25 protein-coding genes are annotated in these 25602 nt (G+C 54.0%); 8 read left to right on the forward strand and 17 right to left on the reverse strand.

The window, feature by feature from the left end; all coding sequences use genetic code 11:
- Positions 1 to 3: 3 nt before the first annotated feature.
- The 5 genes from ACTID9_RS14955 to ACTID9_RS14975 form a co-directional block, all read right to left on the reverse strand.
- The gene (locus ACTID9_RS14955; protein ID WP_441065134.1) at positions 4 to 933 is read right to left on the reverse strand and encodes a hypothetical protein; all 930 of its coding nucleotides are present in this window, start codon (positions 931 to 933) and stop codon (positions 4 to 6) included.
- A gap of 34 nt (positions 934 to 967) precedes the next feature.
- Positions 968 to 1453, reverse strand: coding sequence for a DinB family protein (locus ACTID9_RS14960; RefSeq protein WP_441065136.1), 486 nt, complete (start codon positions 1451 to 1453; stop codon positions 968 to 970).
- A gap of 180 nt (positions 1454 to 1633) precedes the next feature.
- A complete protein-coding gene (locus ACTID9_RS14965; protein ID WP_441065138.1) occupies positions 1634 to 2338 on the reverse strand; it encodes a hypothetical protein in 705 nt (234 codons plus the stop codon).
- Between the two features lie 185 nt (positions 2339 to 2523).
- The gene (locus ACTID9_RS14970; protein WP_441065140.1) at positions 2524 to 3285 is read right to left on the reverse strand and encodes a DeoR/GlpR family DNA-binding transcription regulator; all 762 of its coding nucleotides are present in this window, start codon (positions 3283 to 3285) and stop codon (positions 2524 to 2526) included.
- A 125-nt stretch (positions 3286 to 3410) separates the two neighbouring features.
- Positions 3411 to 4913 carry a hypothetical protein gene (locus tag ACTID9_RS14975; protein ID WP_441065142.1) on the reverse strand — a complete coding sequence of 501 codons (1503 nt, stop codon included), beginning with the start codon at positions 4911 to 4913 and terminating at the stop codon, positions 3411 to 3413.
- A gap of 119 nt (positions 4914 to 5032) precedes the next feature.
- Between ACTID9_RS14975 and ACTID9_RS14980 the strand changes: the two genes are divergently transcribed.
- Positions 5033 to 5911, forward strand: a complete 879-nt coding sequence (locus ACTID9_RS14980; protein ID WP_441065144.1) for a helix-turn-helix domain-containing protein — start codon at positions 5033 to 5035, stop codon at positions 5909 to 5911.
- A gap of 210 nt (positions 5912 to 6121) precedes the next feature.
- Positions 6122 to 7477, forward strand: a complete 1356-nt coding sequence (locus ACTID9_RS14985; protein WP_441065146.1) for a hemolysin family protein — start codon at positions 6122 to 6124, stop codon at positions 7475 to 7477.
- Positions 7478 to 7536: 59 nt separating this feature from the next.
- On the opposite strand, the gene ACTID9_RS14990 is transcribed toward ACTID9_RS14985, so the two are convergent.
- From ACTID9_RS14990 to ACTID9_RS15020, 7 genes are all read right to left on the reverse strand, one after another.
- Positions 7537 to 7809: a hypothetical protein gene (locus ACTID9_RS14990; RefSeq protein ID WP_441065148.1), complete on the reverse strand. Its 273-nt coding sequence runs from the start codon at positions 7807 to 7809 to the stop codon at positions 7537 to 7539.
- A 208-nt stretch (positions 7810 to 8017) separates the two neighbouring features.
- The gene (locus ACTID9_RS14995; protein WP_441065150.1) at positions 8018 to 8227 is read right to left on the reverse strand and encodes a hypothetical protein; all 210 of its coding nucleotides are present in this window, start codon (positions 8225 to 8227) and stop codon (positions 8018 to 8020) included.
- A 104-nt stretch (positions 8228 to 8331) separates the two neighbouring features.
- Positions 8332 to 8937 (reverse strand): response regulator transcription factor, encoded by a 606-nt coding sequence (locus ACTID9_RS15000; protein WP_441072606.1) that lies wholly within the window; start codon positions 8935 to 8937, stop codon positions 8332 to 8334.
- Positions 8931 to 10070 carry a sensor histidine kinase gene (locus ACTID9_RS15005; protein ID WP_441065151.1) on the reverse strand — a complete coding sequence of 380 codons (1140 nt, stop codon included), beginning with the start codon at positions 10068 to 10070 and terminating at the stop codon, positions 8931 to 8933. Before ACTID9_RS15005 ends, ACTID9_RS15000 begins: the two co-directional genes overlap by 7 nt.
- Positions 10071 to 10811 (reverse strand): ABC transporter permease, encoded by a 741-nt coding sequence (locus tag ACTID9_RS15010; RefSeq protein WP_441065152.1) that lies wholly within the window; start codon positions 10809 to 10811, stop codon positions 10071 to 10073.
- Positions 10812 to 10845: 34 nt separating this feature from the next.
- The gene (locus ACTID9_RS15015) at positions 10846 to 11727 is read right to left on the reverse strand and encodes an ABC transporter ATP-binding protein (RefSeq protein WP_441065154.1); all 882 of its coding nucleotides are present in this window, start codon (positions 11725 to 11727) and stop codon (positions 10846 to 10848) included.
- A 312-nt stretch (positions 11728 to 12039) separates the two neighbouring features.
- Positions 12040 to 13191, reverse strand: coding sequence for a thiolase family protein (locus ACTID9_RS15020; protein WP_441065155.1), 1152 nt, complete (start codon positions 13189 to 13191; stop codon positions 12040 to 12042).
- A gap of 241 nt (positions 13192 to 13432) precedes the next feature.
- On the opposite strand from ACTID9_RS15020, the gene ACTID9_RS15025 reads away from it, so the two are divergent.
- The 3 genes from ACTID9_RS15025 to ACTID9_RS15035 all read left to right on the forward strand — a co-directional run bounded on the left by ACTID9_RS15025 (position 13433) and on the right by ACTID9_RS15035 (position 16785).
- Positions 13433 to 14503, forward strand: coding sequence for a branched-chain amino acid aminotransferase (locus ACTID9_RS15025; protein WP_441065156.1), 1071 nt, complete (start codon positions 13433 to 13435; stop codon positions 14501 to 14503).
- 170 nt (positions 14504 to 14673) lie between these two features.
- The gene (locus ACTID9_RS15030; protein WP_441065158.1) at positions 14674 to 15549 is read left to right on the forward strand and encodes a LysR family transcriptional regulator; all 876 of its coding nucleotides are present in this window, start codon (positions 14674 to 14676) and stop codon (positions 15547 to 15549) included.
- 33 nt (positions 15550 to 15582) lie between these two features.
- Positions 15583 to 16785, forward strand: a complete 1203-nt coding sequence (locus tag ACTID9_RS15035) for an MFS transporter (protein ID WP_441065160.1) — start codon at positions 15583 to 15585, stop codon at positions 16783 to 16785.
- A gap of 69 nt (positions 16786 to 16854) precedes the next feature.
- On the opposite strand, the gene ACTID9_RS15040 is transcribed toward ACTID9_RS15035, so the two are convergent.
- Both ACTID9_RS15040 and ACTID9_RS15045 read right to left on the reverse strand, forming a co-directional pair.
- Positions 16855 to 17493: an NAD(P)-dependent oxidoreductase gene (locus ACTID9_RS15040; RefSeq protein WP_441065162.1), complete on the reverse strand. Its 639-nt coding sequence runs from the start codon at positions 17491 to 17493 to the stop codon at positions 16855 to 16857.
- Positions 17494 to 17716: 223 nt separating this feature from the next.
- Positions 17717 to 18577 carry a transglycosylase domain-containing protein gene (locus tag ACTID9_RS15045; protein ID WP_441065164.1) on the reverse strand — a complete coding sequence of 287 codons (861 nt, stop codon included), beginning with the start codon at positions 18575 to 18577 and terminating at the stop codon, positions 17717 to 17719.
- A 182-nt stretch (positions 18578 to 18759) separates the two neighbouring features.
- On the opposite strand from ACTID9_RS15045, the gene xerS reads away from it, so the two are divergent.
- Positions 18760 to 19926: a tyrosine recombinase XerS gene (gene xerS, locus ACTID9_RS15050; protein ID WP_441065166.1), complete on the forward strand. Its 1167-nt coding sequence runs from the start codon at positions 18760 to 18762 to the stop codon at positions 19924 to 19926.
- A gap of 46 nt (positions 19927 to 19972) precedes the next feature.
- Here xerS and ACTID9_RS15055 read toward each other — a convergent pair whose 3' ends face one another.
- A complete protein-coding gene (locus ACTID9_RS15055) occupies positions 19973 to 20458 on the reverse strand; it encodes a DUF1641 domain-containing protein (RefSeq protein ID WP_441065168.1) in 486 nt (161 codons plus the stop codon).
- Positions 20458 to 23415, reverse strand: a complete 2958-nt coding sequence (gene fdhF / locus ACTID9_RS15060; protein WP_441065169.1) for a formate dehydrogenase subunit alpha — start codon at positions 23413 to 23415, stop codon at positions 20458 to 20460. Before fdhF ends, ACTID9_RS15055 begins: the two co-directional genes overlap by 1 nt.
- Before the next feature lie 426 nt (positions 23416 to 23841).
- Between fdhF and ACTID9_RS15065 the strand changes: the two genes are divergently transcribed.
- Together ACTID9_RS15065 and ACTID9_RS15070 are read left to right on the forward strand one after the other, a co-directional pair.
- Positions 23842 to 24615: an SDR family oxidoreductase gene (locus ACTID9_RS15065; protein WP_441065171.1), complete on the forward strand. Its 774-nt coding sequence runs from the start codon at positions 23842 to 23844 to the stop codon at positions 24613 to 24615.
- A gap of 84 nt (positions 24616 to 24699) precedes the next feature.
- Positions 24700 to 25038 (forward strand): histidine triad nucleotide-binding protein, encoded by a 339-nt coding sequence (locus tag ACTID9_RS15070; RefSeq protein ID WP_441065173.1) that lies wholly within the window; start codon positions 24700 to 24702, stop codon positions 25036 to 25038.
- A 68-nt stretch (positions 25039 to 25106) separates the two neighbouring features.
- Here the strand turns inward: ACTID9_RS15070 and ACTID9_RS15075 are convergent, their stop codons facing one another.
- Positions 25107 to 25574, reverse strand: coding sequence for a DinB family protein (locus ACTID9_RS15075; protein ID WP_441065175.1), 468 nt, complete (start codon positions 25572 to 25574; stop codon positions 25107 to 25109).
- Between the last annotated feature and the right edge of the window lie 28 nt (positions 25575 to 25602).

Consider the following 25602-nt stretch of genomic DNA (forward strand, 5'->3'; position numbering starts at 1 on the left):
CGTTTATTCGCCATCGAATTCCTTGCGCACCGCCTCCCCCGCTGGCGTCACCCGATACTGCCCGCGGCCAGCCGGATTTTTTTCAAGCAAGCCTTTCTTGATCAACGCCTTCAAGATCGGACTGACGAACAACGAACCTGATCGATCCGCCCAATCGCGCGTCACACCGGGCAGCTGTCTGGCAATCTGTGTCGGTGTCTGCCACTGACCCGCGCTCAAAGCGAGCAAGACGCGCAGCTGCCTGTCGCTTAGGCGGATCGGGTTTTGGGCTGGATCATTCGTGTCCGGTGCCTGACTGCGGTAGCGAAAGTGCAGCTTCCCCGCCTCTTTTTTCATCTCGCACCAGCTGCGCTCGAAGGTTTGCAGCGCTTTGGCGAGAGACGCGCGCGGCGCGGCATAATGTGTCTCGCAATAATCGAGAATTTCGCTGATACGGCACCAGCCGCCTTTTCGCTTGAGGAACAGCTGGACATTGTTCATCGTGATCCGGTACGGCGTGACATAGCCCCCGCCCCGCTGGCCCCCTTTCACATCGGCCGCCAAATGATGGTGCGTCAGCGCCTCCTTCAAATGAGGCAGCGTTCTGCGCATGAACCGTGCATGTTTATCAGCCCAGATCGTTCCATATTTACTAAAGGTAAGCACGCCGATGCCGTAATCAGCCAGCACCATGCTGACGAATTTTTTGTATGCTTTCGGTTTATGCGGAATCGCGATCCATATGTAATTGGCATAGCCGCGCCAGCGCAGCGCCTGGTCAATCAGATCGAGCGTAAGCGATTGCTTCATCTCCACGACGCCCACCACCGCGCCGCTTTTTGCCACGATGTCCGCACGTCCTCCCGCCCGATTGCACTCCACCTCCGGGTATACGGTGAATCCTCGTTCCTCGAGCCATTTTTTCACCGGCTCGTACATATCCGCTTCTTTCAATGCTCTCCCTCATTTGCTTCGTTCGTATGGATGATCATGCCATTCCTTGCCATTCCTCCAGTGAAGGTCCGTACACCCCAGGAACCTTTAGACCCGCTTGCCGCATGAGAACGGTCATTTGGCCACGATGGTGAATGAGGTGACAATGCAAAATAAAGAGCGTAAGCCCGTTTGGCCATTGTTCCCCATGTATCGGCTTTACTTCTCGTAATGAGTCATCTGTCCATTGCTCTTTTAATGCGGCGATCATCGCTCCGCTTGACTGAAGAAAGCTATTTGCGATTTCCTTTGCCGAAGAAGGAACCGGACTCCCTTGCCCCGCTGCATCAAATGTCAGTCCGGTCTTTGACATCAGTTCATGCAAAGAAGTAACGATATGCCAAGCCAGTTCCCCCAGTGTCCGGTGACCTTGAGCGACTTCTTGATGCAACGAGACATCGGTCAGCGCTTCCAGGACTTTCCTTGTGGAATTTGCTTCATGGTTCCACATGTTTACAAATTCTTCGATCGTACGATACATTTTTCAAAACCTCCCATTTCATCGTTTCGAACATGCCCTGCTTGTTCTTGCCTTTGTTGTTTTCAATGGCCTAAGGCTATTATAGTAAAAATTCTCCGATCGCATTTCTTCTGCATTGCGATTATGTAAAAAAAGCCGCGTTTCCTCCGGCAGTTCGGATGAAAACGCGGCTTTTTTCGACTATTCCTTCAACGTAATGTTCGTCGGCAGCATGAACAGGCTGTAATAGACACCTTGCAGACGCGCAAACTCTCTCGTCTCGTGCGTAATGCGATGTCCCCCTTGACCTGGTGCAACGGTATCCCACGTCACTTCTTGCTGAAGCGGGAAATTGGTGGCGGGATCGACGTACAGCGTGCTGGTGACAACCCCGTTGGCAATCGTCTTGCTCGCTGTTTTTTTGCGGGATTTCTTCCCGTCCGGCAAGACAAAGATCTCACCCGTGTCTTTCCACGTAAATTCCGCCGCAAGCTGCTCGATGTACGATTGTTTCAGCGCATTTTGGTTTACCTGCGCGACTTTCGGATCGAAATTTTCGACTTTCCCGAATGTCCGGACGACATTGATGCTCGGGTATTTGATTGTCACCTGACGTTTTCCGCCGCCGAGCAGATAGTGGCTTTGCCCGATTTTGCCGTCGATCTGATACGTATCGGTGCGCCCGAACAGATTGGTGCGGTCGTGCCAAATCTCCTCGTACAACCGGTTGGAACGCGTGATTTTGATGTATTCCATCTCTGGGTTTTGCTCAGCATGCAGCTGCGCGTCGGTTTGGGTATTGATGGCCTTCGCCAGAGCATAGTCGCTTTGGCCAGCAGCATGGGCGGTTACAGAAAGCGACAGGACGGATAATGCGATTGCTCCTGTCATGAAAATCTTTTTCATCGTGTCTCCAGCTCCTTCTTGTTGTCATGACTTTCACACCACCTATCGTATGCTAGTTTTTTCCCAAATCAAATTATAAAAATAATTCGACTTCAAATTGCATCCTATATCAGTTAAAAAATGGATGGGTAATCCGCCGTCAGCCAAAGCAAAAGCCACCCCTTCGGATGGCTTTTTGAGTCGCTTTACTCTGCGATCGTGACCTTGATTGACCGTTCCTCCAACTTTTGCAAATACCCTGGCTCCAGCCGATCGTCCGTGATGATTTCATCCACCTGATCCAGATTGGCGAAAAAGGTAAAGGCTTGCGTGCCAAATTTGCTCGCGTCGGCCAGCAGGTACACGCTATCGGAAATGCTGATCATTTTTTTCTTGACCAGCGCCTGCATTTCATTGGATTCGCTGATTCCGCGTTCCAGGTGAATTCCTTTGCAGGAGAAAAACACTTTGTCGACATGGTAATGATCCAGCGTGCGCTCGGCCCGCTGCCCGACGAAAGAGAGCGAACGCGGTGCCAGCACGCCGCCGGTGGAGATGACTTCCACACGCTCTTTCGTGGCAAGCTCCATCGCCACCTTGATCGAATTGGTCAACACGGTCAGCGGAATGTCAGGCAAGATGGAAGCCATGTACCAGGCGGTCGTGCTCGCATCCAGAATGATGCGGTCATTTGGCTCGATATGGGCAATCGCGCGTTGGGCGATGCGCTTCTTTTCCTCGATCGCCGTAATTTCCCGTTCCAGGTACGGGATCTCCGGCTGCTGATCCATGACGCTGACCGCTCCCCCGTGGCTTCGCATCAGGCGTCCGGCTTGTTCTAACCGGTCCAGATCGCGCCGGATCGTTTCCTCTGTCACTTGACAGATTTCGCTCAGCTCCGATACGCGAATACTGCCCCGTTCATTTACCAGCCGAATGATTTTTTCATGGCGTTCTGCAACAAGCATGGTCATCCTCTTTTCATATTTCCGATAGTTCGCTCAAACAAAAACGAATCTCGTTTCGCTCCCTTTATTTTACTTGGAAAACCCGGCTACGCCAAGCTTTTTGGCTGAAGCTGCGGTTGCACGGTTTACAGGATGACATGACGCACGTGCATCAGGTCGCCAACCTTCTGGAACAGTGACGCTTGATGACCGACCGCCATGGCGCAATGGTGTGTCGGCGCTTCGTGAAACCATTGCGCCAAATAGTCATCCGGATGCTGGCGGAATTTGACCGGTGTTTGCGTATTTCCGATTTTCATGATCGGGCCTGTGGTTGACTCGCCTTCGCTGATGATCAGCTTGAGCTGGCCGTCGCCCGTCTGGGTCACATTCAGCGTCGTAATGGGACCGGTGCGAACTTTGGCTTCCACCGAGACACCTGTCCCCTGTTTGCCGTGATACAGCCCCATCCCGCGCAAAATCGGCTTGCCGTCCGCAATCGCCTGATGAAACGGCCCGTCGTGCCCAAGCAAAATCGTCCCGTCTTCATAGTCAACGACGACAATTTCCGAAAAGCTTCCGCCGGTACCCAAAATGTCGCAAATCTTCATCGCAACCGCTGTTTTCAAATCACCTTCGCCGGAGCATGGAATCCCCCGTGAGGTGAGCAGCGAATGGCCGACGATGAACCCGCCCTGCAGTTTTTCGTACGCATTGCCGGACGCGCCGTGGTAGTAGTACGCGAGCGCATCGAGATCGTAGGCTCTGACCAGCTTTTCCTGGGCGGCTGCCACTCGGCAAGACCATTCCATCTGTTCTTCGGTCGGTTTTTTGGCGATCGGATCGGAGGGCGAGTCGCCGCTGATTGCAAACAGCGCATGAATCTCTTCACGCTTTTGACGAATGTCCGCCTCGGTCACTTCTTTGACGAACAATTCCAAATCGCACATCTCCAGCACCTCTACATGCAGGCCGGTCTGCGCCTGGATCATCGTGAAATCGCTGTACATATCCAGCATCCCGCTGTACGTGTTGCCGAGGAACCCAAAACGGCTGTGCTTCAACGTTCGCGGTACGGAAGCGGCGCGAATCCATTCCGCGATCGTTTTCCAGGCGCGGATCGCTTCCGGCCGGTGCTTCGTGTTCTCATTCGTCAAGGAGAACGCCGGTGTCTCCTCCATGCCCAAAAGCCCGTTCACGACGCGAAACGGAATGTGCGCGCGGTTGAACACGTTCGCGATCTCCGGCACCGGACAGGCGCCGCAATGGGCAAGCCATTCGCCAGTCGTCGTTTGGTCATAGTTGATCCGCGCGGTCGGCTGAAGGTTCAGCACCACGACCGGCGCCTTGCACAACTGATGTACAGGCAACACGGTGGAACTCGTCGCATACGTGCCGGAATGGCAAAAAACCAGATCGACATGGCGTTCGTTGAACCATTCGCCCGCCTTCCTCCCTTCCGCCTCCGTATCAACCAGGCCGTAAAAAAAGACATCCCCATGCACAGCCATCTGTTCGCGCAAAAAATTGCCGTACGCAAGCAGGCGTTCGCGCAGCCCCGGGAACTGGCTCCAATACGCTTGCAATCCGATGGTGTAAAGACCAATCCGCGCTCGTTTCGCCGGCTTGATCGGACTCAAATCGATCATGCTCCCTCACCTCTTCAACAAAATCAAAACTTTATGAATCCATTGTATTCGTTTACAATCGTACTTACATCCCACCATCTTGTTCATTCATAACAGTATCTTGCAAAAGAGGTGACACCATGTCGTCCTATCGGGAGAAAGCCTCTCACGATTGGTCGGACGATTCCATCCGGCTGATCGCGACGCCAAGCGTCACGGCCAAATCGACGTTTTTTTATGTGCAGGAGGTCGGCCATTTCCGGACGCGTCCGTCCTATTTCACCGAGCGCACCCATCTGCCATCCTATCTGATCGTCTTCACCATCTCAGGTGTGGGCTATTTGAAGTACGGCAACAAGACGTACACGCTGCAGCCCAATCAAGCTTTTTTCATCGACTGCATGGAATACCAGCATTATGCGACAGATCGCCGTCACCTGTGGGAGTTTGCCTGGGTGCATTTTTCGGGGAATGCGAGCCGGGGCTATTATGAGCAATTTCGCAAGCAAGGTTCTCCGGTTGTCGCGCTCGATCCGCGATCGGCGGTTCCCGGGATCATTCGCCAGCTGATCGATGTCCACCGCCATGCGACATTGCGCACCGAGCTGGTCAGCTCCAAGCTGCTGACCGACTTGATCACCGAGCTGTTGCTCGCGTCGAATGAACATGGCGCTTACGGCACATCGATGCCCGCTTACCTGACTGCCATCGTGCACGACATGGACAAACGGTTCCACGAGCGCCTTTCGCTCGACGACCTGGCAGCCCGCCATGCGATCAGCAAATTTCACCTCGTCCGCGCTTTTCGCAAATATATCGGAACAACGCCAAACGAGTACGTGATTCACAAGCGAATTACGTATGCCAAGGAGCTGTTGACCTTCACGGATCTGTCGGTTGCGGCCATCGCTGCCAAAGTGGGCGTCGATAACGTCAGCCATTTCATCAACCTGTTCAAGCAGCGCGTTGAGCTGACTCCGCTCGCCTTCCGCCAAAAATGGCAGCAGCCGCCCGGGTGAAGACGGACCATGACGAGAAAAACGGTCTGAGAGCGTTTGCTGCCTCCTCACGCTACGAACGGAATGGTTCACTTTTTCTGAGGAGCAAAAATGGGGTTCTATTGCCGAAAAACAGCCGAATGCAGCTTTGAGCCATTTTCGGAAACTTGTTATACTGATGAAAGATCAACTTTGTAAAAAAAATGCATGTGAAAGGATCGATCGTCTACTTTGGACAGTATACCGATATTTCTCAATCTGCTGCTTGTCGCTTTTCTCGTGATTCTCAACGGTTTTTTCGTAGCTGCTGAGTTCGCGCTTGTAAAAGTGAGGCACACCCGTTTGGCCCAACTTGTCAACGAAGGGAACTCCCGCGCCGTCTATGCGCAAAAGGTCACGCAGAAGCTCGATGGTTACCTTTCCGCTTGCCAGGTTGGCATTACGCTCGCATCACTTGGTTTAGGTTGGGTCGGGGAACCGGCCATCGCCCATATGATCGTCGAGCCGTTGTTGGGCAACTTCCACTTGCCTGATTACATTATTTCCACCATTTCGTTTGGTGTCGCTTTCGCGGTGATCACGTTCTTGCACATCGTCTTGGGTGAGCTTGCACCGAAATCACTCGCAATTCAAAAAGCGGAAGGGACGTCTTTGTGGGTCGCCATGCCGTTGATCGCCTTCTACAAGCTGTTTTATCCGGCGATCTGGTTTTTGAACGGGACCGCAAACCGTCTGCTCAAGCTGATTGGCTTGGAGCCCGTGTCTGAACACGAAGCTGCGCATACCGAGGAAGAAATTCGCCTCCTCGTCAACCAGAGCCATGAAAGCGGACATATCGACCAGACTGAAAAAACGCTCGTGGATAATGTGTTCGAATTTTCCGAAACTGTAGCGCGGGAGATCATGATCCCCCGCATCGATATGATTTGCTTGTTTGCTACCGATTCGTTTAAGGAGAACCTGGATACCATCAAGTCTTGCCGCCACTCCCGCTTTCCGGTTGCTGCGGAAGACAAAGACAACATCGTCGGATTCGTCCATGCGTCAGACTTTTACCTTGCAGCCTTAAGCAAAAAGGAAGTTCTGATCGAAAACTTGCTCCGCCCTGTTTTGACGGTGCCGGAGTCGATGGAAATAAGCCAGGTATTGCGGAAGCTGCAAAAACACCGTTCCCAAATCGCCATCGTGATCGACGAATACGGCGGAACCGCGGGTATGGTGACGATGGAAGACATTTTGGAAGAGATCGTTGGCGATATTCAGGACGAATTCGATCTCAATGTCCGCCCTGAAATCGAAAAGACCGAGAAAGGCTTGTCCGTTGCAGGCAAAGTGCTCCTGGATGATCTCGATGACCATTTGCCGTTCGAGCTTGAATCGGAGGATGTCGATACGATCGGCGGCTGGGTTTACAGCCAGCTGAATGAAGGGATCGCCGTCGGCAAATCGATCGCCTTTGAGGACCATCTGTTCACCATCACGGAAATGGATGCGCACCGTATCACACGCGTCGCCATCACAAAGCAGGTGCCTGCCGAATGGAAACAGGAAGCCGCACCGCAAGAGCGAGAAGGCGCGCTCGTCTAACCAACAAAAACAGGCTCCGTGCACGTTTGCCGGAGCTTTTTTCAATCGATCCTCACTGCTTATCGGTGGTCCATCCCGTTTTCCATTCGCCGCGATAATGCCCGCTCGAGAAACCCGCCATTTCCCTCGCCATGGTTGCCGCTTCCGGGTTCACCCTTTTGCGCGTCAAAATAAGGGGCGGTAGGAGAAGAACTCGCGGTCAGTATGGTGGTATCCGGCTTGTGATGTTGCGCGCAGTTCTCCTGCTCAGCCTGTTCGATCGCAAGCTCAAGCGCCGCATTGCCTTCCAGTTCCGTTTCAGGTATCTCATTGTGCACGTATGGGCTGGTCATCGTATGTAATCCCTCCTATGGGTAAGTATCACCCGACGTCTGGCAGAACATGTACGCTGCCGATGTTCTCCAGAAATTATAAGCGCGAGCATGTAAAAATTTTTTTACGATAAAAAAGCCTGCTCCCCATCATGCGGCATCCTCAAATTGAGCATGCACCGCTTCCGGGGAAAAGGCTTTTTTCCACGTACGATTCCGTTTGCTGTTTCTACGAACCGCCTGTACGTCTGCGCTGGTTATTCGGCTTTTTCGTTTGTTGGCTTTTCATGACTTGATTCGAAGCCTTCAGGTTTCCTGCTTGTTTTCCGTTTGCTTGCTCTTGTTTCTTCTGTGCCAGCTTGCGTTTCATCGCTTCTTGCAAGCTGATTTTCCCCGGCTGGGCTGCGGTATCTTTGGTTTCGTTCTGGTTTTCACTCATCTTCATTTCCTCCGTCATTTGCAAACGAATGTTTCGGCATGCCGCGTGTTTTTATTTTACTGGAAATTTGCGTTTTCTGCTAGAGTAACTGCATAAGACGGCCGTTATTTTATCCATCCTTTGCTTTCGGCGATCGCAACGGCATCGATCCTGTTTTTCGCCTCCAGCTTTTGCATGATCTCCGAGATGTAGTTGCGGACCGTTCCTTGGGACAAAAACAGCAGGCTTGCTATCTCCGCAACACTTTCGCCCTTGGCCAGCAGGCGCAAGATTTCCTGCTCCCGCTCGGTTAGCGGATTGCTCTCTTCCCACAGGGAAAATGCCAATTCCGGATGAATGACGCGCCCGCCAGCAAAGATTTGGCGCAGCGCCCGGGCCAGGTCCGAGACCGGCGAATCTTTGAGCAAATAGCCTTGCACGCCGGCTTTCATCGCCCGCTGGAAATAGCCTGCTCGGGCAAAGGTGGTTACGATGACCGTCCGGCACGGAATCCCCTCCGCTTTGATCGCTTCCGCTACATCCAAACCACTTTTCAGCGGCATCTCAATATCGAGCACACACAAGTCAGGCTGTTTTTGCCGGATGAGCTGCATCGCCTGCTCGCCGTTCTCCGCTTCCCCCACGATCTCGATGTCATCTTCCAAGGCAAGCAAGGTAGACAAAGCACCGCGCAGCATTCCTTGATCTTCCGCCAGTACGACTTTCATGATTGGCCCTCCGCCATTCTCTCTTTCTTGATCCGCGGGATCGTGATGGTGATGACGCTGCCTTTGCCTTGCGCATCGGCGAATGCCAGCTTTCCATCCAACAGGGCCAGCCGATCGCGCATTCCCGGGAGCCCATTTCCCATCATGGTGCCGCTCATGATCCCTTTGCCGTTATCGCTCACAACCAATCGATAGGCACCCTCCGCCAATTCCAGACGCACATCACAGCGGGTCGCCCTGCTATGCTTGACGACATTCGTGACGCATTCCCGCAAACACATGCCAAGCACCGTTTGAATCAGGGACGGCAGTTCGCCTAATCCGCCTTCTTCTTTCACGGTGTAGGTGATGCCCGCAGCGTCCAACAGCTTGCCCGCATGGTCCACCTCATCTGCAAAACGAATGGTCTGCATGTCACTGATCAGCTCCCGCACCTGATGAAGCGCCGTGCGCGCTGTTTGCTGGATGTCCCGGGCCTCCGCGATGGCCCGCTCCGGATGTTTGGTCACCAGCCGCTCCACCAGCTCGCTTTTTAACGTAATCAGCGAAAGTGTATGGCCCAGCGTATCGTGCAAGTCTCGGGCGATCCGCTGGCGCTCCTCGTTTTTGATCAGGCGCGAAATCTCTTCGTTGGCCGATTCCAGCTGTTTTTTCAGCTCTTTGGATTTGCGGTTGGCCCGCATCGAATAAGGCAGCATGGTCAAAATGATCAACAGCGGAACGAATTGCAGCGTCCCCATTGCCGCTTGCTGGGCATAATTCACGTACAGCGTGCCGGAAAACAACACCATCATGAGCGTCGTCGAAATAGTGATCATGCGGATCGAGCTGAGCCTTCCTATCGCCATCGCCGCGTAAAAGCCCAAATACAGGTAGCTCGGGCTGTATCGGTAACCCAAACAGGCAATCGCGATGATTTGCACCCAAGCGAGGTATGCGAGCCCGCTTTGCTCCTCGCGCCATGTGCTTTGCTGCCAGGCGCAAGCAGTGACGAAAAACAGCAGGTAACCAGGCCAAGCCTCGCCGAACGGGAGCGGCAGCAAATAGAGAAACGGGATCAACAAATTTAAAAGCAAAACCCATGCAAATTTCCCCATCTTCTCGGGAAATACTTGAAACGAACCGCCAACTTTCATTTATACCGCTTCCTGTTTTTGATGTACATAGCTAGATCCTATCACAAACACGAGCAAGTATGCAGCAAGTATCAGCGCATTCCCCCAGCCTGGCGCGTGGCCTGCCAAAAGCTCCCATGCACCGCTGGCGAAATGAAAGGTTGGTGTCCATAATGCAAGCTCACGCATCACATCCGGCATGCTTTGAACCGGCATCCACAGCCCACCGGTGAGCGAAAGCCCCAATTGCAGTACCGTACCGAGAATTTGGGCGATTTCAGCTTTCCGCGATGAACCGATCAAAGAACCGAGCGCAAGGAATAGAAGCGAGCCAGCCCATAGCCAGATGCCGCAGCCGATCCATTGCATGGGTGCCAGCGATACGCCTTTGACAAAAAAGCCGGTGGCAAACATCGCGACGATCACCCCAAGGTTCACGATCGAAAGCGCCAGAATTTTGGCTCCGATATAAGCCCGAGGCGGCAGCGGCGTAATCCGGAGCAGCCGGACAAGCCCTTGAGCACGCTCTTGAGACATTTTGACGGCGAGCGAGTTGATGCTTGTGTTGATCAAACCGAATGCGGTCATCGAGATCAGGTAGTACGCTTTCCAGACCGTACCGCCAACCTCGGCGTTTTCGCCAACCGTACTGGAAAAGATCATGTAAAACAAGATCGGAAAGCCGAGGCTCATCACATAAAACCGTTTGTTGCGAACGAGTCGCAGCAGCTCCATTTTGCATTGCGAGACAAACATCTTCATGAACAGATTCCCCTTTCAAATAAGTGCGTTTCCATTAGCCAACCAGCGATTGGTATGCTTCAACCAGACCGCCTTTATGGACGGAAATATCGCGAATGTCGAGTCCTCGCTGCACGACGGCGAACAAGATTCGGTCCGTGTCAGGACCAAACACTTTGACCCGATTGCCTTCGCGCTGCACATCCGTGACGCCGATAATGTCGTACAAGCTTTTGAGCGTAACGCTCGGTCCTGCCAGAAACGAGACATGCTGGTTGCCGGTGGATTCCCGGATTTGTTCGATCGTACCGTCCGCCAAAACTCGGCCTTGATTCATGATGACGACCCGATCCGCGATGCCCTCTGCTTCCTCCAGATAGTGTGTGGTCACAATGATCGTCCGGCCGCTGCCGGCAAACGAGCGAATCGTCTCCCAAAAAAGTTGCCGGGACGATAGATCCATGCCGACCGTCGGCTCATCCAGGAAAATGACGTCCGGGTTGCCTGCCATCGCCAAGGCGAAGCTGAGCCGTCTGCGTTGACCGCCGGATAATGCGGTGGCAAATTGGTTCCGTTCTTTTTGCAAAGAGGAAATCGCCAAAAGCTCTTCCGTCGACAGCGGATTTTGGTAATAGCTGCGGAACAGGCGGATCGTCTCCTCGACTTTCAAATCATCGATTACGCTTCCTTCCTGCAGCATGGCACCCACGCGTTCGCGCACGTTCGCCTCTTTTGGGGAACCGCCGAGCAGGCGAATTGTCCCGGAAGTTGGTTTCAGTAAGCCGAGCAGCAAGCTGACGGTCGTTGTTTTTCCTGCTCCGTTCGGTCCCAATAGGGCGACTACGCTGCCCGCCTCGATTTGCAGCGAGATCCCATCGACTGATTTTTTCTCGCCGAAATGCTTGCAGACACGGTCGAGTTCAATGACGTGATTCATGTTCGACACCTTCCATTTCGTTCGGTTTTTCTGGTATGAATGTAGCTTACAAAAAAATCGCCTCCCTGCTCAGTCATGAACATCATCAGATGGAGATGACAACTGTCATGTCGTTCGCATGATCGTCGTCACCTGCTCGGACGCAAACAGGCGTAAGAAAAACATCTTTCAGAAGTCCTTTCAAGAAGCAGATCCTTCAATCTGTGGAAGTTTTTCTTCCGCTCCAGAATTTATAAGCGCATGCACTTATAAATTCTTACACGATGGAAAAAGGCAGCCGCATCGCTGCAGCTGCCTTCTTTATCGTTCTACTTATCCCAATCGTTCGATGATCGTCGCATTCGCCATGCCGTGTCCCTCGCACATCGTCTGCAAGCCGTAGCGTCCGCCTGTCCGCTCCAACTCGTGCATCATCGTGGTCATCAGTCGTGCGCCGCTTGCACCGAGCGGGTGTCCGAGGGCGATCGCGCCGCCATTTGGATTCAGCTTGGCCGGATCGGCGCCGGTTTCTTTCAGCCACGCCATCGGCACGCAGGCGAACGCTTCATTCACCTCGAACACATCGATATCGCCGATGCCAAGCCCCGCTTTTTTCAACGCCTTTTCTGTCGCGGGAATCGGTCCGGTCAGCATCAGCGTCGGATCTGAGCCCACCACGACGCGCGTGATGACACGGAAACGCGGTTTTAGGCCCAGCTCCTCTGCTTTCTCCCGCGACATGAGCAAGACGGCTGCCGCTCCGTCGCTGATCTGGCTGGCCACCCCGGCATGAATGCTGCCGTTTTCGCTAAAGGACGGCTTGAGCGTCGCGAGTTTTTCAAGCGAGGTGTCTGCTCGAGGTCCTTCGTCCGCCGCTACCGTTTTGCTCGTCCCATCCGCCAGCGTGACGGAAAGCGGCATGATCTCACGTTCGAAACGGCCCTGCTGCTGGGCTGCTGCCGCCTTTTGATGGCTTTGCAGGGCGAATTCTTCCATCTGCTGGCGGCTTAGTCCCCACTTTTGTGCAATCCGTTCTGCCGAGAGACCCTGATGGATCATTTCATAGCGCGAGGTCAGCTGCTCGCTGTACGCTGCGTCCTGGCGGCTTGAGAGCATCGGCACGCGGGACATGCTTTCGATCCCTGCGGCTACCACCACATCCATGTCACCGCTCGCGATGGCTTGTGCGGCGAAATGAACCGCCTGCTGACTGGAACCGCATTGACGGTCGATCGTCGTGCCCGGGACATGGATCGGATAGCCTGCGATCAAGGCAGCCACACGGCCGATGTCCACCGACTGCTCACCGATCTGGGTGACGCAGCCCATGATCACATCCTCGATAATCGCAGCGGAAATGCCTGCACGCTGCACAATCTCACGCAGCACCGTCGCAGCCAAATCATCTGCGCGAATGCCGCTCAATGCTCCATTTCGTTTTCCAACCGGGGTCCGTACCGCTTCCACGATGACCGCTTCTCTCATCTTTCGTCATCCTTTCTCTCACCGGAATCGCACATTTGTTTTGAATTGATCGAACACTCGCTCAATTTCATTATACGTCCCATGGACTGACAGGTAAAGCTCCTTCTCCCGCCCCCCAAATGGACTGATTTGGCGAATTGCCGAGCGGTTGTTAGCCAAAGATATTTACAATAAATTAAATTTAGTAAATAATTATCATGAGAGTACCTACAGAAATTAAAAACGATGGGAGTCTTCCAAAATGGGTAAAATCGCATTCGAGCAGAACCAGCATCCAAAACAGAAACCAGACCAGAGCAAATTGGGCTTTGGCAAGCATTTTACCGACCATATGTTCATCATGGATTATACGGACGGAAAAGGCTGGCATGACGCGCGCATCGTCCCTTATGCCCCAATCGCGCTGGAGCCATCCTCGATGGTGTTCCATTATGGACAAGCCGTATTCGAAGGGCTGAAAGCGTACAAAACGGCTGACAATGAAATTCTTTTGTTCCGTCCGGACAAAAACATGGAGCGCCTGAACAAATCCAACGACCGCCTGAGCATTCCGGCGATCGATGAGGAATTCATGATCGAAGCGATCAAGGAACTGGTCCGCGTCGACGCCGACTGGATTCCGGTCGAAGAAGGCACTTCCCTTTATATCCGTCCGTTCATTATCGCGACTGAACCATTCTTGGGCGTGCACGCCTCCCATAACTATATGTTCATGATCATCCTCTCCCCGGTTGGCGCGTACTACGCAGAAGGCATCCAACCGGTCAAAATCAATGTGGAGAGCCACTACGTTCGCGCCGTTCGCGGCGGTATGGGTTCGGCCAAAACAGCCGGGAACTACGCAGCAAGCTTGCGCGCGCAAGTGGAAGCGCAAGAGAGCGGCTACTCCCAGGTACTGTGGCTCGACGGGATCGAGAAAAAGTACATCGAAGAAGTGGGCAGCATGAACGTGTTCTTCAAGGTGAACGGCGAAGTGCTTACACCTGAGCTGAACGGCAGCATTTTGGACGGCGTGACCCGCAACTCCATCATCGCGCTCCTGAAATCGTGGAACGTGCCGGTGGTCGAGCGCAGAGTCTCCATCGAGGAGCTGTTCGAAGCGCATGCCAACGGAACGCTTGAAGAAGCGTTCGGTACCGGTACGGCAGCAGTCATCTCGCCAATCGGTGAATTGAACTGGGATGACAAACACATCGTCATCAACGACGGCAAAATCGGCGAGCTGTCCCAGCGCCTGTACGACACCGTCACTGGCATCCAGCGCGGCACGTTGCCTGACACGATGGGTTGGACCGTAAAAGTGGAAAAATAAGGCGTTCGCACAGACTGTCGAGCACGACTCGGCAGTCTTTTTGTGTTTTTTTCGCAGATTCATTACCGCGAAGCATGAAAACGATGCAAAACTCGCATTGGAAGTTATCCTTCATGGAAACTATAATGAAAACAGATCAACCACACGGGTGGCAAAAATGAGGGATAACGATGGAGTGGCACCAAATCCAGTATTTCCAGACGGTTGCGCGAACCCAGCATTTTACACGAGCCGCAGAGCTGCTCTCCATCTCCCAGCCTGCGTTAAGCCGTTCCATTTCCCGGCTGGAGGAAGAGCTTGGCGTGTTGCTGTTTGAACGGCAGGGACGGACGATTGTGCTCAATCAGTATGGACAACGGTTCCTGCAAAGAGTGGAACGCGCGATCCAGGAGATTGAAATCGGCAAGCAAGAGATTCTCGATGCGATCGATCCGGATCGCGGCAACGTCTCACTCGCCTTCCTGCACTCATTGGGCATTGAGTTCGTCCCTGAGCTGATCAGTTCGTTTCAGGCGCATCATCCACAAGTGACGTTTCAGCTGTCACAGGCGTCCTCTGACGTGCTGCTTGACCAAATCCGAACCGGCCGCATCGATATTGCGCTGTTCGCCACGATGCAGCCCGAGGACGGCATTCGCTGGGAGCCGCTCCTCACGGAAGATTTGTACATCATTGTCTCGAACCATCATCCGCTCGCCGCGTTCGATGAGGTGGAGCTGAAAGCGATCGCGAACGAACCGTTTATCGCCTTAAAGCGCGGGTACGGGCTGCGCAACATTACCGACAAGCTGTTCAAGGAAGCCGGGGTTTCGCCGCATATCACTTTTGAAGGCGAGGACATTTCGACCGTCGCAGGTCTTGTCGCCACCAAGCTCGGCGTCTCCCTTCTCCCGGGCGTCAAGGTGCTGGAAACGATGCAAGTCAAGCCTTTGCGCGTGACCTCGCCGCATTGCAGCCGCACCATCGGGATCGCGTGGAAGGAAGATCGCTACCTGCCGCCCGTCGCCAAGCGGTTTCTCGCTTTTGTCACCGGGAAGGACATATAACGACACGACGCAAGAAAAGAGGTTTTACCCATCATGAGTTATCTGGAGCAAGGAACATCCGGCTTCCGCAAAGCCAATCTGGCCCTGTTCGCGGGCGGCCTGAATACATTCGCCATCCTGTACAGCACGCAGCCGCTGATGCCGGAGTTCTCCAAAGAATTTCACATCTCGCCGACCGTCGCAAGCCTTTCGCTCTCCGTGACAACAATCGCGCTTGCCATCAGCATGCTGCTGGTCGGTTCGCTTTCCGAGGCATGGGGGCGAAAATCCGTGATGACCATCGCCCTGTTCGCTGCTTCCATTCTGGTCGTTTTCACCGCATTTTCAACCAATTTTCACATGCTGCTCCTCTTCCGCATCCTGCAGGGCGTCGTGCTTGCCGGTTTGCCTGCCATCGCCATGGCCTATCTCGGCGAAGAAGTCAACCCGACAAGCCTCGGCGTCGCGATGGGGCTTTATATCAGCGGGAACTCCATCGGGGGGATGGGCGGGCGCATCATCACCGGCATGTTGACCGACTTTTTCAACTGGCATGTCGCGATGGTTGGCATCGGCGTCGTCAGCATCATCGCCAGCCTGCTGTTTTGGCGGATGTTGCCCAAATCCGAAAACTTTCACCCAAGAAAGCTGGAACTCACCACGATGCTCCAATCGCTCGCGAGCCACTGCAAAGACACGCGTCTTCTGTGCCTGTATGGCATCGGCTTCCTGCTGATGGGCAGCTTCGTCACGCTGTTTAACTACATCGGCTATCAGCTGACAGAACCGCCCTACTCGCTCAGCCAAACATTGGTCGGATGGATTTTCATCGTCTATATTGTCGGAACGTTCAGCTCCACCTGGATGGGCCGGCTGGCTGACCGATATGGGCGCCGCAAAGTGCTGTGGATCGCTTTATTGATCATCTTCGTCGGCGCCTGCCTCACGCTCGTCGCCAGCCTGCTGGTGAAAGTGGTCGGCATCGCACTGTTTACATTCGGGTTTTTCGGCGGGCATTCCATCGCGAGCAGCTGGATCGGCCGGATCGCCACGCATGACAAAGCGCAAGCCTCATCCCTTTACCTGTTTTTCTACTACGTCGGTTCCAGCGTCGGCGGGACATTCGGCGGAACGTTCTGGAGCAGCTATGGCTGGAGCGGTGTCGTCGGGATGATCGCATGTTTCCTGATCGCGGCACTCCTGCTCTCGATCTGCCTGTCGTCGATTTCCAAAAAGCGTTTGCTGGCGACCACATAAGCGAAAGCGAATAAAAAAGCCGGTGAGAGTTTTTCTTACTCTCATCGGCTGTTCGTTTCTCCGATCCGTTTATTCAGCTTCACCGACAACCGTAAAGCGTTCATTGCGGTGTTGTGGATGTTCGATCTCGTCCACCAGTGCGATCGCATAATCCGCATAGCTCACATAGCTGTTGCCTTTTGTATTGACCAGCAGATGATCGTTGCCTTTGCGGTAGGAACCGGTGCGTTTGCCTTCCGGATCAAAAAATGCGGAAGGGCTGATAAACGTCCAGTTCAGCGACTGCGCAGCCTGCAAATCTTGCAGGTTTTTCCCTTGGCTCTGCGCTGTCGCCAGGTAGATCGCCGGGAAATCAGGCGTTTCCATGACACGAAGCGTTTTCGCTTCGTCGACAAACAAGCTGCCTGCGCCGCCGACTACGATCAGGCGGGTGTTCGTTCCTTTCAACGCTTCAATCAGCACACGCCCCGCTTCCACGTGCAAATGTTCATTGCCAGGCGCCGCACCGAACGCATTGACCACGACATCAAAAGCCTGCAAATCAGCCGTTGTCAGCGCAAAAACGTCTTTTTCGAGCACCGCTACATTTGTCGCATCCAGCTTCGCGCGATCGCGCACGATCGCGGTGACGTCATGCCCGCGCTCCACCGCTTCCTTTACGATCTGTTTCCCTGCTTTGCCTGTCGCTCCGATTACTCCGATTTTCATCTTTGTTTCCTCCTATTTGTTGTTGAATGGATTTTTTTCCAACAAGCCCAAGATGTAACCGCAATAGTTACAACAGGATCAAAAAAAGAATTACCGCCATTTCTTTCGACTTGCTTCGGTAATTCATTCACGAAAGGTTGAGCTTTTCAACACACTTTCGTTTCCGATGTAACTATTATAGTTACACCGATACATTACTGTCAACCTGTTTTTCATCAACGGATTACTGCGCCGGCTGCAGCACGCGTTCGCTTGCCTGCCCGGTGGCAGACGAGTCGCGATATCCGAGGCTCTCCATCCGTTTTTGCACGATCTGCCCGCGCGCTTTCGCCTTTGCTTCATTCTTTAGCGGCGAGTACGTTTCCGGCGATTTGAGCAACCCGGCGAGCATCGCTGCCTCGCTTTTCGTAATCGTGACTTTTCCAGGCACCCCTTCTTTGACGGTTTTGCCAAAATAAAGGTTCGCTGCGGATTCGATTCCATATTTCCCGTGGCCGTAATAGACCTGATTCATGTACATCTCCAGCAATTGCTGCTTGGTATAAGCCTGATCCAGATAAAGCGCGAGCGCCATTTCTTTGCCTTTGCGCAAAAACGTTTTGTCCTGGGTCAAAAACAGGTTCCGCGCGAGCTGCATCGTGATCGTGCTTCCGCCCTGCGCTTTTTGTCCCTCCAGCAAATCAACGTATACCGCTCGCGCCAGACCGCGCGGATCGACGCCTGCATGCTGATAAAAACGGTGGTCTTCGATCGCGATGATCGCTTGATAGACATAAGGCGGCATTTCCTGAATGCGAACGGCCGGGCGATCCGGCAGTCCTTTTTCCCCCTTGATCCAGCCGTTTTGAATCGATGCTTCCAGCTGTACCAGCTGTTGCTGATCGGCGAGCAAGTACCCCGTCCCGACCAATCCGATATAGGCCATAAACGGCAAACACATGAGGATGAGGAGCAAAATGCGCCAGCGCAGCCTTACCATAGTGCGCCGATCCGTCGCCTGCATGTATGGTGATGGTGATTGTTTCTGGTCAAACGTGTTCTCGTGAAGCAAGGGTCTTTCGAGGATCATTCCGGTTTCATTCATTGCTGACACCCCCTACCGATACCTTCACTTTACGGGATTTGGGTGCGTCGGTTCTATCGATTTAGCTTTCAGCAAGCTTACAGCGTTGTAAGGAAACGTGCCAATCTGTGAAAAAAGCGCACAGCAAACGCCAGGAAAACATGGTAAGCTGGTAGAAAGTATGTGTTTTGAGGTGATCCATCTTGTCAACGACGAAGCAACGCGACGCCCAGCAGCTGCTTGGCCGCATCCCTCATTTTCCCTGGTTTGTGGAAAAATTCATCAATCACAAAAAAGCCAAAAAAGCATCCGCTTCGACGCTGCTTGCCTATTTGCGCGACTACGAGTTTTTTTTCCGCTGGATGATTGCAGAGGGGTTAAGCGAAGCTCGCACGATCAAAGAGGTGACGCTGACTGAGCTGAACCAGCTGCGTAAAGAGTCGATCGAAGGCTATCTCATTTATTTGCAAGAGTCCCATCTGTATCAGCGCGCCGTGCTGGTCGACAATCCGACGAAAAGCTCGCGCAAGGAATATAGCGACCACACGCTCGCCCGCAAAATCTCCAGCTTGAAATCGCTGTTCTACTACCTTTCCGCCCTATCAGAGGACGAACACGGCGAATCGTACTTAACTCGCAATGTGATGGCCAAAATCGAGATGAACGTGGAGGAAGCGACGCCACTTGCGCGTGCCAACACCATCCGTTCCAAAATCTTGATCGATGAGCAAATCCAGCGCTTTGTCGATTTCGTCTCCCACGGCTATGCCGCCCATTGCGATACGAAAAAAAAGCTGGAATCCCACCAGCGCAACCGTTTGCGCGATACGGCGATCGTCGCCCTGATCTTATCCGGCGGTTTCCGCGTGTCTGAAGTCATCAATTTGAATCTGTCCGATGTCATTCTGGAAAAGAATCAACTGCGGATGGTGCGCAAAGGCAAAAAAGAAGATGCCCCCTTTTTCAGCGATTGGGGCAAGCAATATTTGCTGGAATATTTGGCCCAGCGCGACCGCTATCGGCCAGCCGATGGGGAAGATGCCTTGTTTCTCGCCGTCTCCGCAACGAAGCCGGCCGGTCACCGCATCGAATTGAGGAGCGTGCAAAAGCTGGTGAAAAAGTACGCGACCGCCTTCGGCATTCCCGACTTGTCCGTCCACAAGCTGCGGCACAGTTTCGCCACCCAGTTTTTGCGCATCAATCCTGATCCCCATCAGCTCCAGGCACAGCTCGGTCACTCCAAAATCGAGACGACGATGCAGTATGCGCACGTGCTGGAAGATCGCCTGATCGACGCGGTGAACCGAACGACCCATCGTGTGTCAGAGCCAGACGACCAGGTTGACGGTATACCTAAGCATGACCAGTGATCATTCGATGAAAAAAGGCAGCCCGCAGGCCGCCTTTTTCTTTTGCTCACTTCTCTTCTTTCAACCCTTCGCCCATTCCTTTGAGGAAATTCAGGCCAAAGCCTATCGCACGGTTGATGTCCGGGTCTTTCAATACCTTCATCAGATCGAACAGGCTGACGGTCTGATTCGCCTCCAAACCTTCCTGCGCTTTTTTGACGCCGTTTGCGAGAGAATGGACCATTTTTTTGCTCGTGTCCGGATCGATCTCGGTCAGCGCCTCCATTGCGCCCATCGCGCTGTTAATCGCATTGGTCACTGGGGGACGGAGCAGCTGGCCGAGTGCGATTTTGGCAATGTCTTCCTTCGCTTTGACCAGCGAATGGATCGCAGGCAAAATGCCGGCTTCATGCAGCTCTTGCAAGAGCTTGACCGTTTCGAGCAAGCCGTCCGCATTCTCCGACACTTCTTGCAGCACTTCTTCGAGCCGCGCCTTTTGCAATTGTTCCGGCGTCGGCTCCGCTTTGCGAATGGTCGTGATCGGTTTCGCCATTATCGTTTCCCTCCTCCCGTCAGATTGACGTCCGCAATCGGCACATAGTCTTCCCGCGCCCATTTGCGCTCCACCTGCACGCCGAGCTGCGGGTTGCGTTTCGCATAGCGCGGATTGTATCTTGGCAGCGGCACTTTGCCGACCTCCGCCAAAACTTCCATGCGCACCTTCGTCTGCTTGTACGCAGGCGTCTGTGTCCGTACATCTACCGCATTGCCGGTCAAAATGTTGATCGCATTTTCATGGCTGACCGAATGCATCGGCACGTACAGCTCCATTCCTTGCACCCGATCGGTGACCAGCGCGCGCAGCTTGATCGCACCGTATGGCGAGACGAGGCGCACCATCGTGCCATCTTTCACGCCCCGCTCCTGCGCGAGCGCTGGCGGCACCTCCACGAATACATCCGGCACCTTGTACTGAATGCCTTTTGACTTGTTCGTCATGTTCCCTTCGTGGAAATGCTCGAGCATGCGTCCGTTGTTGACGACCAGATCGAATTCCGGCGGGAACTCGACCGGTGCCACGTACTCGACCATGGAGAAGCGCGCCTTGCCGTCCGGGAAGTTGAAGCGTTCGAGATACAAGAGCGGCTCGTCCGTGCCATCTGGCAGCACCGGCCACACTTGGCTGTTCCAGCCCTCGAGGCGCTTGTAGGACACGCCGGAGAAGACCGGAGCTAATGAGGCGATCTCGTCCATGATGTCGCCCGGATGGCTGTAATTCCAGTTGGCACCGAGTCGGTTCGCGATCGCTTGGATGATCTGCCAATCCGGCTTGGCATCGCCCAAAGGCGCAAGCGCTTGATACAGGCGCTGAATGCGGCGCTCGGTGTTGGTGAAGGTGCCATCTTTTTCGAGCGACGGGCACGCTGGCAAAATGACATCCGCGAATTGCGCGGTTTTGGTGAAAAAGACGTCCTGCACAACGAAAAACTCGAGTTCACTCAGCATTTCGTGCACATGCAGCGAGTTGGAATCCACCCATGCCATGTCTTCCCCCATCAAATACATGCCTTTCAACTTGCCTGCTTCCACCGCTTTCAGCATCTCGATGTTGGTATAGCCAGGCTTCGGTGAAATGCTCACGCCGTATGCCTTCTCGAATCGGGCACGCGCCACGTCATTGGAGACGTGCTGGTAGCCTGGCAGCCATTGCGGCAGCGTGCCCATGTCGCATGCCCCTTGCACGTTGTTGTGCCCGCGCAGCGGATAAGCGCCTGCGCCGGGGCGGCCGTAGTTGCCGGTGACCAACAACAGGTTGGAAATCGCTGCCGACGTGTGCGAGCCTGCGATGTTTTGCGTGACGCCCATCCCCCACAGCACGCATGTGCCGTCCGCTTCATGGATCATGCGAGCGGTCTCCTCCAGCTGGGCAACGGGGATGCCGGTGATGTTCGACGCATACTCCAGCGTGTATGGCTGCAAAAATTGCAGGTAGTCTTCAAATCCGTTGACACGCGCGGAGATGAACGATTCGTCATGCCAGCCCTGGTCGATCATGTATTTGGCGACCGCGGTCAGCCAGACAAAATCCGTGCCTTGGCGCGGGTGCAAATAGATGTCGGATCGCTCCGCCATCTCATGCCGGCGCAGATCGCTCACAATCAGCTTTTGTCCGTGCAGCTTTTTCGCCCGCTTCACACGCGTTGCCAGCACCGGATGACCTTCCGTCGGATTCGCCCCGATGATGATCACCAAACCGGCGCTGGCGATGTCTTTGATCGTGCCGGAATCGCCGCCATAGCCGACGGTGGAAAGCAGGCCGTCCGTGGCCGGAGATTGGCAATAGCGCGAACAGTTGTCCACATTGTTCGTCTCGAACACCTGGCGGGCAAGCTTTTGCATCAAGTACGCCTCTTCATTCGTCGTTTTCGACGAGCTGACGAATCCGAGCGCATTGCCGCCATAGGTGTCCCGCAGCTCCCCGAGACGTTGGGCAACAAGGGACAGCGCCTCTTCCCAGGTCGCTTCTACAAACGTGTCGCCCCGGCGGATCAAAGGCGTGGTCAGGCGCTGGTCGCTGTTGACGAAATCCCAGCCGAACTTCCCTTTGATACAGGTGGAAATGCTGTTGACCGGCGCGTCTTCGGATGGTTCGATTTTGAGAATATGCCGGTCTTTTGTCCACACTTCAAACGTGCAGCCAACCCCGCAAAACGTGCAGACCGTCTTCGTCTTTTTCGTCCGCGTCTCACGCATCGCGGCTTCCGCTTCGGAAATCGCCAAGATCGCGCCATATCCTGGCTCGACCTCTTTGACCAGGTCGATCATCGGATTGAGCATGTCTTTGCCGATGCTGGTCATGAAGCCTGCCTCGCCGAGCATCGATTTTTCCATCAGCGCATTGCACGGGCAGACGGTGACGCAATGGCCGCACGAGACACAGGACGATTCGTTGATCGATTTGTTGTCATCCCAGATGACGCGCGGCATGTCGCGCTCCCAGTCGATGGTCAGCGTTTCATTCACCTGCAAGTCCTGACAAGCCTCCACGCACCGGCCGCACAAAATGCATTGGTCCGGGTCGTACCGGTAAAACGGATGGGTCATGTCAACCTCATACCCTTTTTCACGAAACGGCCGCTCCTGGTGCTCCACCTCCATCAGCTCCACCGTGTTGTGCACCCGGCAGTTGCCGTTGTTGTTGTCGCAGACGGTGCAGTACAACATATGGTTTTGCAAAACCCGGTCCATCGCCTCTTGCTGCGAGTGGCGCGCTTTGTCGGATGCGGTCAGGACGTTCATCCCTTCGGTGACGACCGTCGAGCATGCGCGCATCACCTTGCCGTCGATTTCGCACATGCAGGTATCACAGGTTTGGATCGGGCCCAATACGGGCGAGTAGCATATGTGGGGATGCTTGATCTCTTTCTCGAGCAAATAATCGAGCAATCTGGTTCCTTCTGTGATTTCATGGGGAACCCCGTTTAACACGAATTGAATCTGTTTCGTCATGTGCCTTCCTCCTTCGGAACAAAACCTTTATCGGAACCTTTTCATGGATGAGTAATCGCATTCTTGCGGAAAACAAAAAACCACCATAAAACAACCTGCGCCGCCCGCTGGACAACCCAAGCTGTTTCATGGTGGGGTAACACAAGGCACATTCCTACCTGTTATCCATCCCGCCATCGCGATGATCCACGTTCAGGATGCTGTGCGATGGCCAGGTGCCAGACACAACAATCGACAAACGTTACCTATAATACTAATCGAAATCGCGCAAAAAGTATAGAGGATGCTGGCAATTCCTAAGAAGAAAGCGTTTTCTGGTATCCGCAACTCGATGTCCCCGATTTATTGGCATTCCTGCTGCCAGAACACAGAAATGTTGCTATAATTTTCTAACGAATGAATGCTATTTTACAGGAGTGAAGCGATATGGCACAAACGCGCAAAATCGCCGTCATCACGGGAGCGACCCGCTCTGCAGGGATCGGCGCCGCCATCTGCAAAGCGCTGGCTGCACAAAACACCGATATTTTTTTCACCCATTGGCGCAGCTATGATGCAAGCATGCCTTGGGGTGTTGAGGCATCGGAGCCTGACACTCTGGCACAGGAACTCATCCGATTAGGAGTTCGTTGCGCACACATCGAGGCCGACCTGTCACAGCCCGATACGCCGGAAACCATCATGGAAGCAGTCGTGGCGCAGCTTGGCGTTCCGTCGATCCTGGTCAACAATGCCGCCTTCTCGCTCCCCGACACCGTCGATACCATTGATGCCGACCTTCTTGACCGTCACTATGCCGTCAACGTTCGCGGCACCATCCTGCTCAGTGCCGCATTCACCAAACGATTTACCGCAGGCAAAGGCGGGCGGATCATCAACCTCACATCCGGCCAATCGCGCGGCCCGATGCCGGGTGAAATCGCCTATGTCGCGTCAAAGGGAGCGGTTGAGGCATTCACCTTGACGTTCTCGGCGGAGGTCGCGCGCCGGGGCATTACCGTGAATGCAGTCAACCCGGGCCCTACCGACACAGGCTGGATGAGCGAGGAGACCCGCGCTGCGCTTGGCCCCCGCTTCCCTTTTGGACGCATCGGGCAACCGGAAGATGCTGCACGCCTGGTCGCCTTTTTGGCCAGTGAAGAAGCGGCCTGGATCACCGGACAAGTGATTCACTCCGAAGGCGGCTTTCGACGAGTCTAGCAGGATGCGAGCGAAAAACTGGAAAAACCGCTGCACATCCACTACAATAAAAAAGAGAATTGAGAGAAAAGGACGTGTTTATCCATGGATTGCATTTTCTGCAAAATCGTAAACGGCGAGATTCCCTCCAAAAAAGTGTATGAGGACGAGCATGTCGTCGCATTCGAGGATATTAACCCGATTGCCCCTGTACATATTTTGACCATCCCGAAAAAACACATCTCTTCCGTGCTCGATATGAAAGAGGAAGACAAGGAACTGATCGGCCACCTGCATCTGGCTTTGCAAAAAGTGGCGGAAGCGGCCGGCGTGAAAGAAGACGGTTTCCGCGTCATCACCAACACGGGCGTACACGGCCAGCAAACGGTCTTCCATATTCATTATCATCTGGTCGGCGGCCGCCAGCTGGAATGGAAGATGTAACGAGCAACAGAGTCGGTTGTTTCTCCGCTGTGGGGAAGCACCGACTTTTTTTATCGATCACGATTTTTTTACAAGTAGGGCTCCTTGCCTTGCCTGATCCATTCTTCCTTCGATGGCCCGTACACGCCAGCAATTGGCAGACCAGCTTGGCGCATCAGCACGGTCATTTGGCCGCGATGGTGAACCTCGTGCTGGATCAGCAAGCGTAAATGAGCCGCGTTTTCAACAATCGTATCGTCGTTCCACCGGGACTCGACTGCATCGGCAAACTGTTGTGACACCCGTTTGTATTCACTGGCGATTTTTTCAGCGGAAGACGGTGCGAGCTCCCCGCCGTCCGGCTTGAGGAAATCAAGGCCGAGTTGCGTCATGCTCCCGAGCACCCAGACCAAATGCCAGGCGATTTGGCCCAATGTCCGATGATCCGGCGTCATTGCCTGTCCGAGCGATTCATCTGTCAATACATCCAGGAGGCGCTGCGTTGCCTCCGTCTCGCTTTTCCATTCCGCAAGAAACTCGGTCGTCGATCGAATCAAGTGATTGTCCTCCTTTTGTTCGTTTCAC

It is taken from the genome of Brevibacillus fluminis (assembly GCF_052072235.1).
Taxonomy (GTDB): domain Bacteria; phylum Bacillota; class Bacilli; order Brevibacillales; family Brevibacillaceae; genus Brevibacillus_D; species Brevibacillus_D fluminis_A.

Coding starts and splice junctions, on each gene's coding strand:
- ACTID9_RS14960 (WP_441065136.1), bottom strand. CDS start 1,453: ATGTATCGTACGATCGAAGAATTTGTAAACATGTGGAACCATGAAGCA.
- ACTID9_RS14965 (WP_441065138.1), bottom strand. CDS start 2,338: ATGAAAAAGATTTTCATGACAGGAGCAATCGCATTATCCGTCCTGTCG.
- ACTID9_RS14970 (WP_441065140.1), bottom strand. CDS start 3,285: ATGCTTGTTGCAGAACGCCATGAAAAAATCATTCGGCTGGTAAATGAA.
- ACTID9_RS14975 (WP_441065142.1), bottom strand. CDS start 4,913: ATGATCGATTTGAGTCCGATCAAGCCGGCGAAACGAGCGCGGATTGGT.
- ACTID9_RS14980 (WP_441065144.1), top strand. CDS start 5,033: ATGTCGTCCTATCGGGAGAAAGCCTCTCACGATTGGTCGGACGATTCC.
- ACTID9_RS14990 (WP_441065148.1), bottom strand. CDS start 7,809: ATGACCAGCCCATACGTGCACAATGAGATACCTGAAACGGAACTGGAA.
- ACTID9_RS14995 (WP_441065150.1), bottom strand. CDS start 8,227: ATGAGTGAAAACCAGAACGAAACCAAAGATACCGCAGCCCAGCCGGGG.
- ACTID9_RS15005 (WP_441065151.1), bottom strand. CDS start 10,070: ATGAAAGTTGGCGGTTCGTTTCAAGTATTTCCCGAGAAGATGGGGAAA.
- ACTID9_RS15010 (WP_441065152.1), bottom strand. CDS start 10,811: ATGAAGATGTTTGTCTCGCAATGCAAAATGGAGCTGCTGCGACTCGTT.
- ACTID9_RS15015 (WP_441065154.1), bottom strand. CDS start 11,727: ATGAATCACGTCATTGAACTCGACCGTGTCTGCAAGCATTTCGGCGAG.
- ACTID9_RS15020 (WP_441065155.1), bottom strand. CDS start 13,191: ATGAGAGAAGCGGTCATCGTGGAAGCGGTACGGACCCCGGTTGGAAAA.
- ACTID9_RS15025 (WP_441065156.1), top strand. CDS start 13,433: ATGGGTAAAATCGCATTCGAGCAGAACCAGCATCCAAAACAGAAACCA.
- ACTID9_RS15030 (WP_441065158.1), top strand. CDS start 14,674: ATGGAGTGGCACCAAATCCAGTATTTCCAGACGGTTGCGCGAACCCAG.
- ACTID9_RS15035 (WP_441065160.1), top strand. CDS start 15,583: ATGAGTTATCTGGAGCAAGGAACATCCGGCTTCCGCAAAGCCAATCTG.
- ACTID9_RS15040 (WP_441065162.1), bottom strand. CDS start 17,493: ATGAAAATCGGAGTAATCGGAGCGACAGGCAAAGCAGGGAAACAGATC.
- ACTID9_RS15045 (WP_441065164.1), bottom strand. CDS start 18,577: ATGAATGAAACCGGAATGATCCTCGAAAGACCCTTGCTTCACGAGAAC.
- ACTID9_RS15055 (WP_441065168.1), bottom strand. CDS start 20,458: ATGGCGAAACCGATCACGACCATTCGCAAAGCGGAGCCGACGCCGGAA.
- fdhF (WP_441065169.1), bottom strand. CDS start 23,415: ATGACGAAACAGATTCAATTCGTGTTAAACGGGGTTCCCCATGAAATC.
- ACTID9_RS15065 (WP_441065171.1), top strand. CDS start 23,842: ATGGCACAAACGCGCAAAATCGCCGTCATCACGGGAGCGACCCGCTCT.
- ACTID9_RS15070 (WP_441065173.1), top strand. CDS start 24,700: ATGGATTGCATTTTCTGCAAAATCGTAAACGGCGAGATTCCCTCCAAA.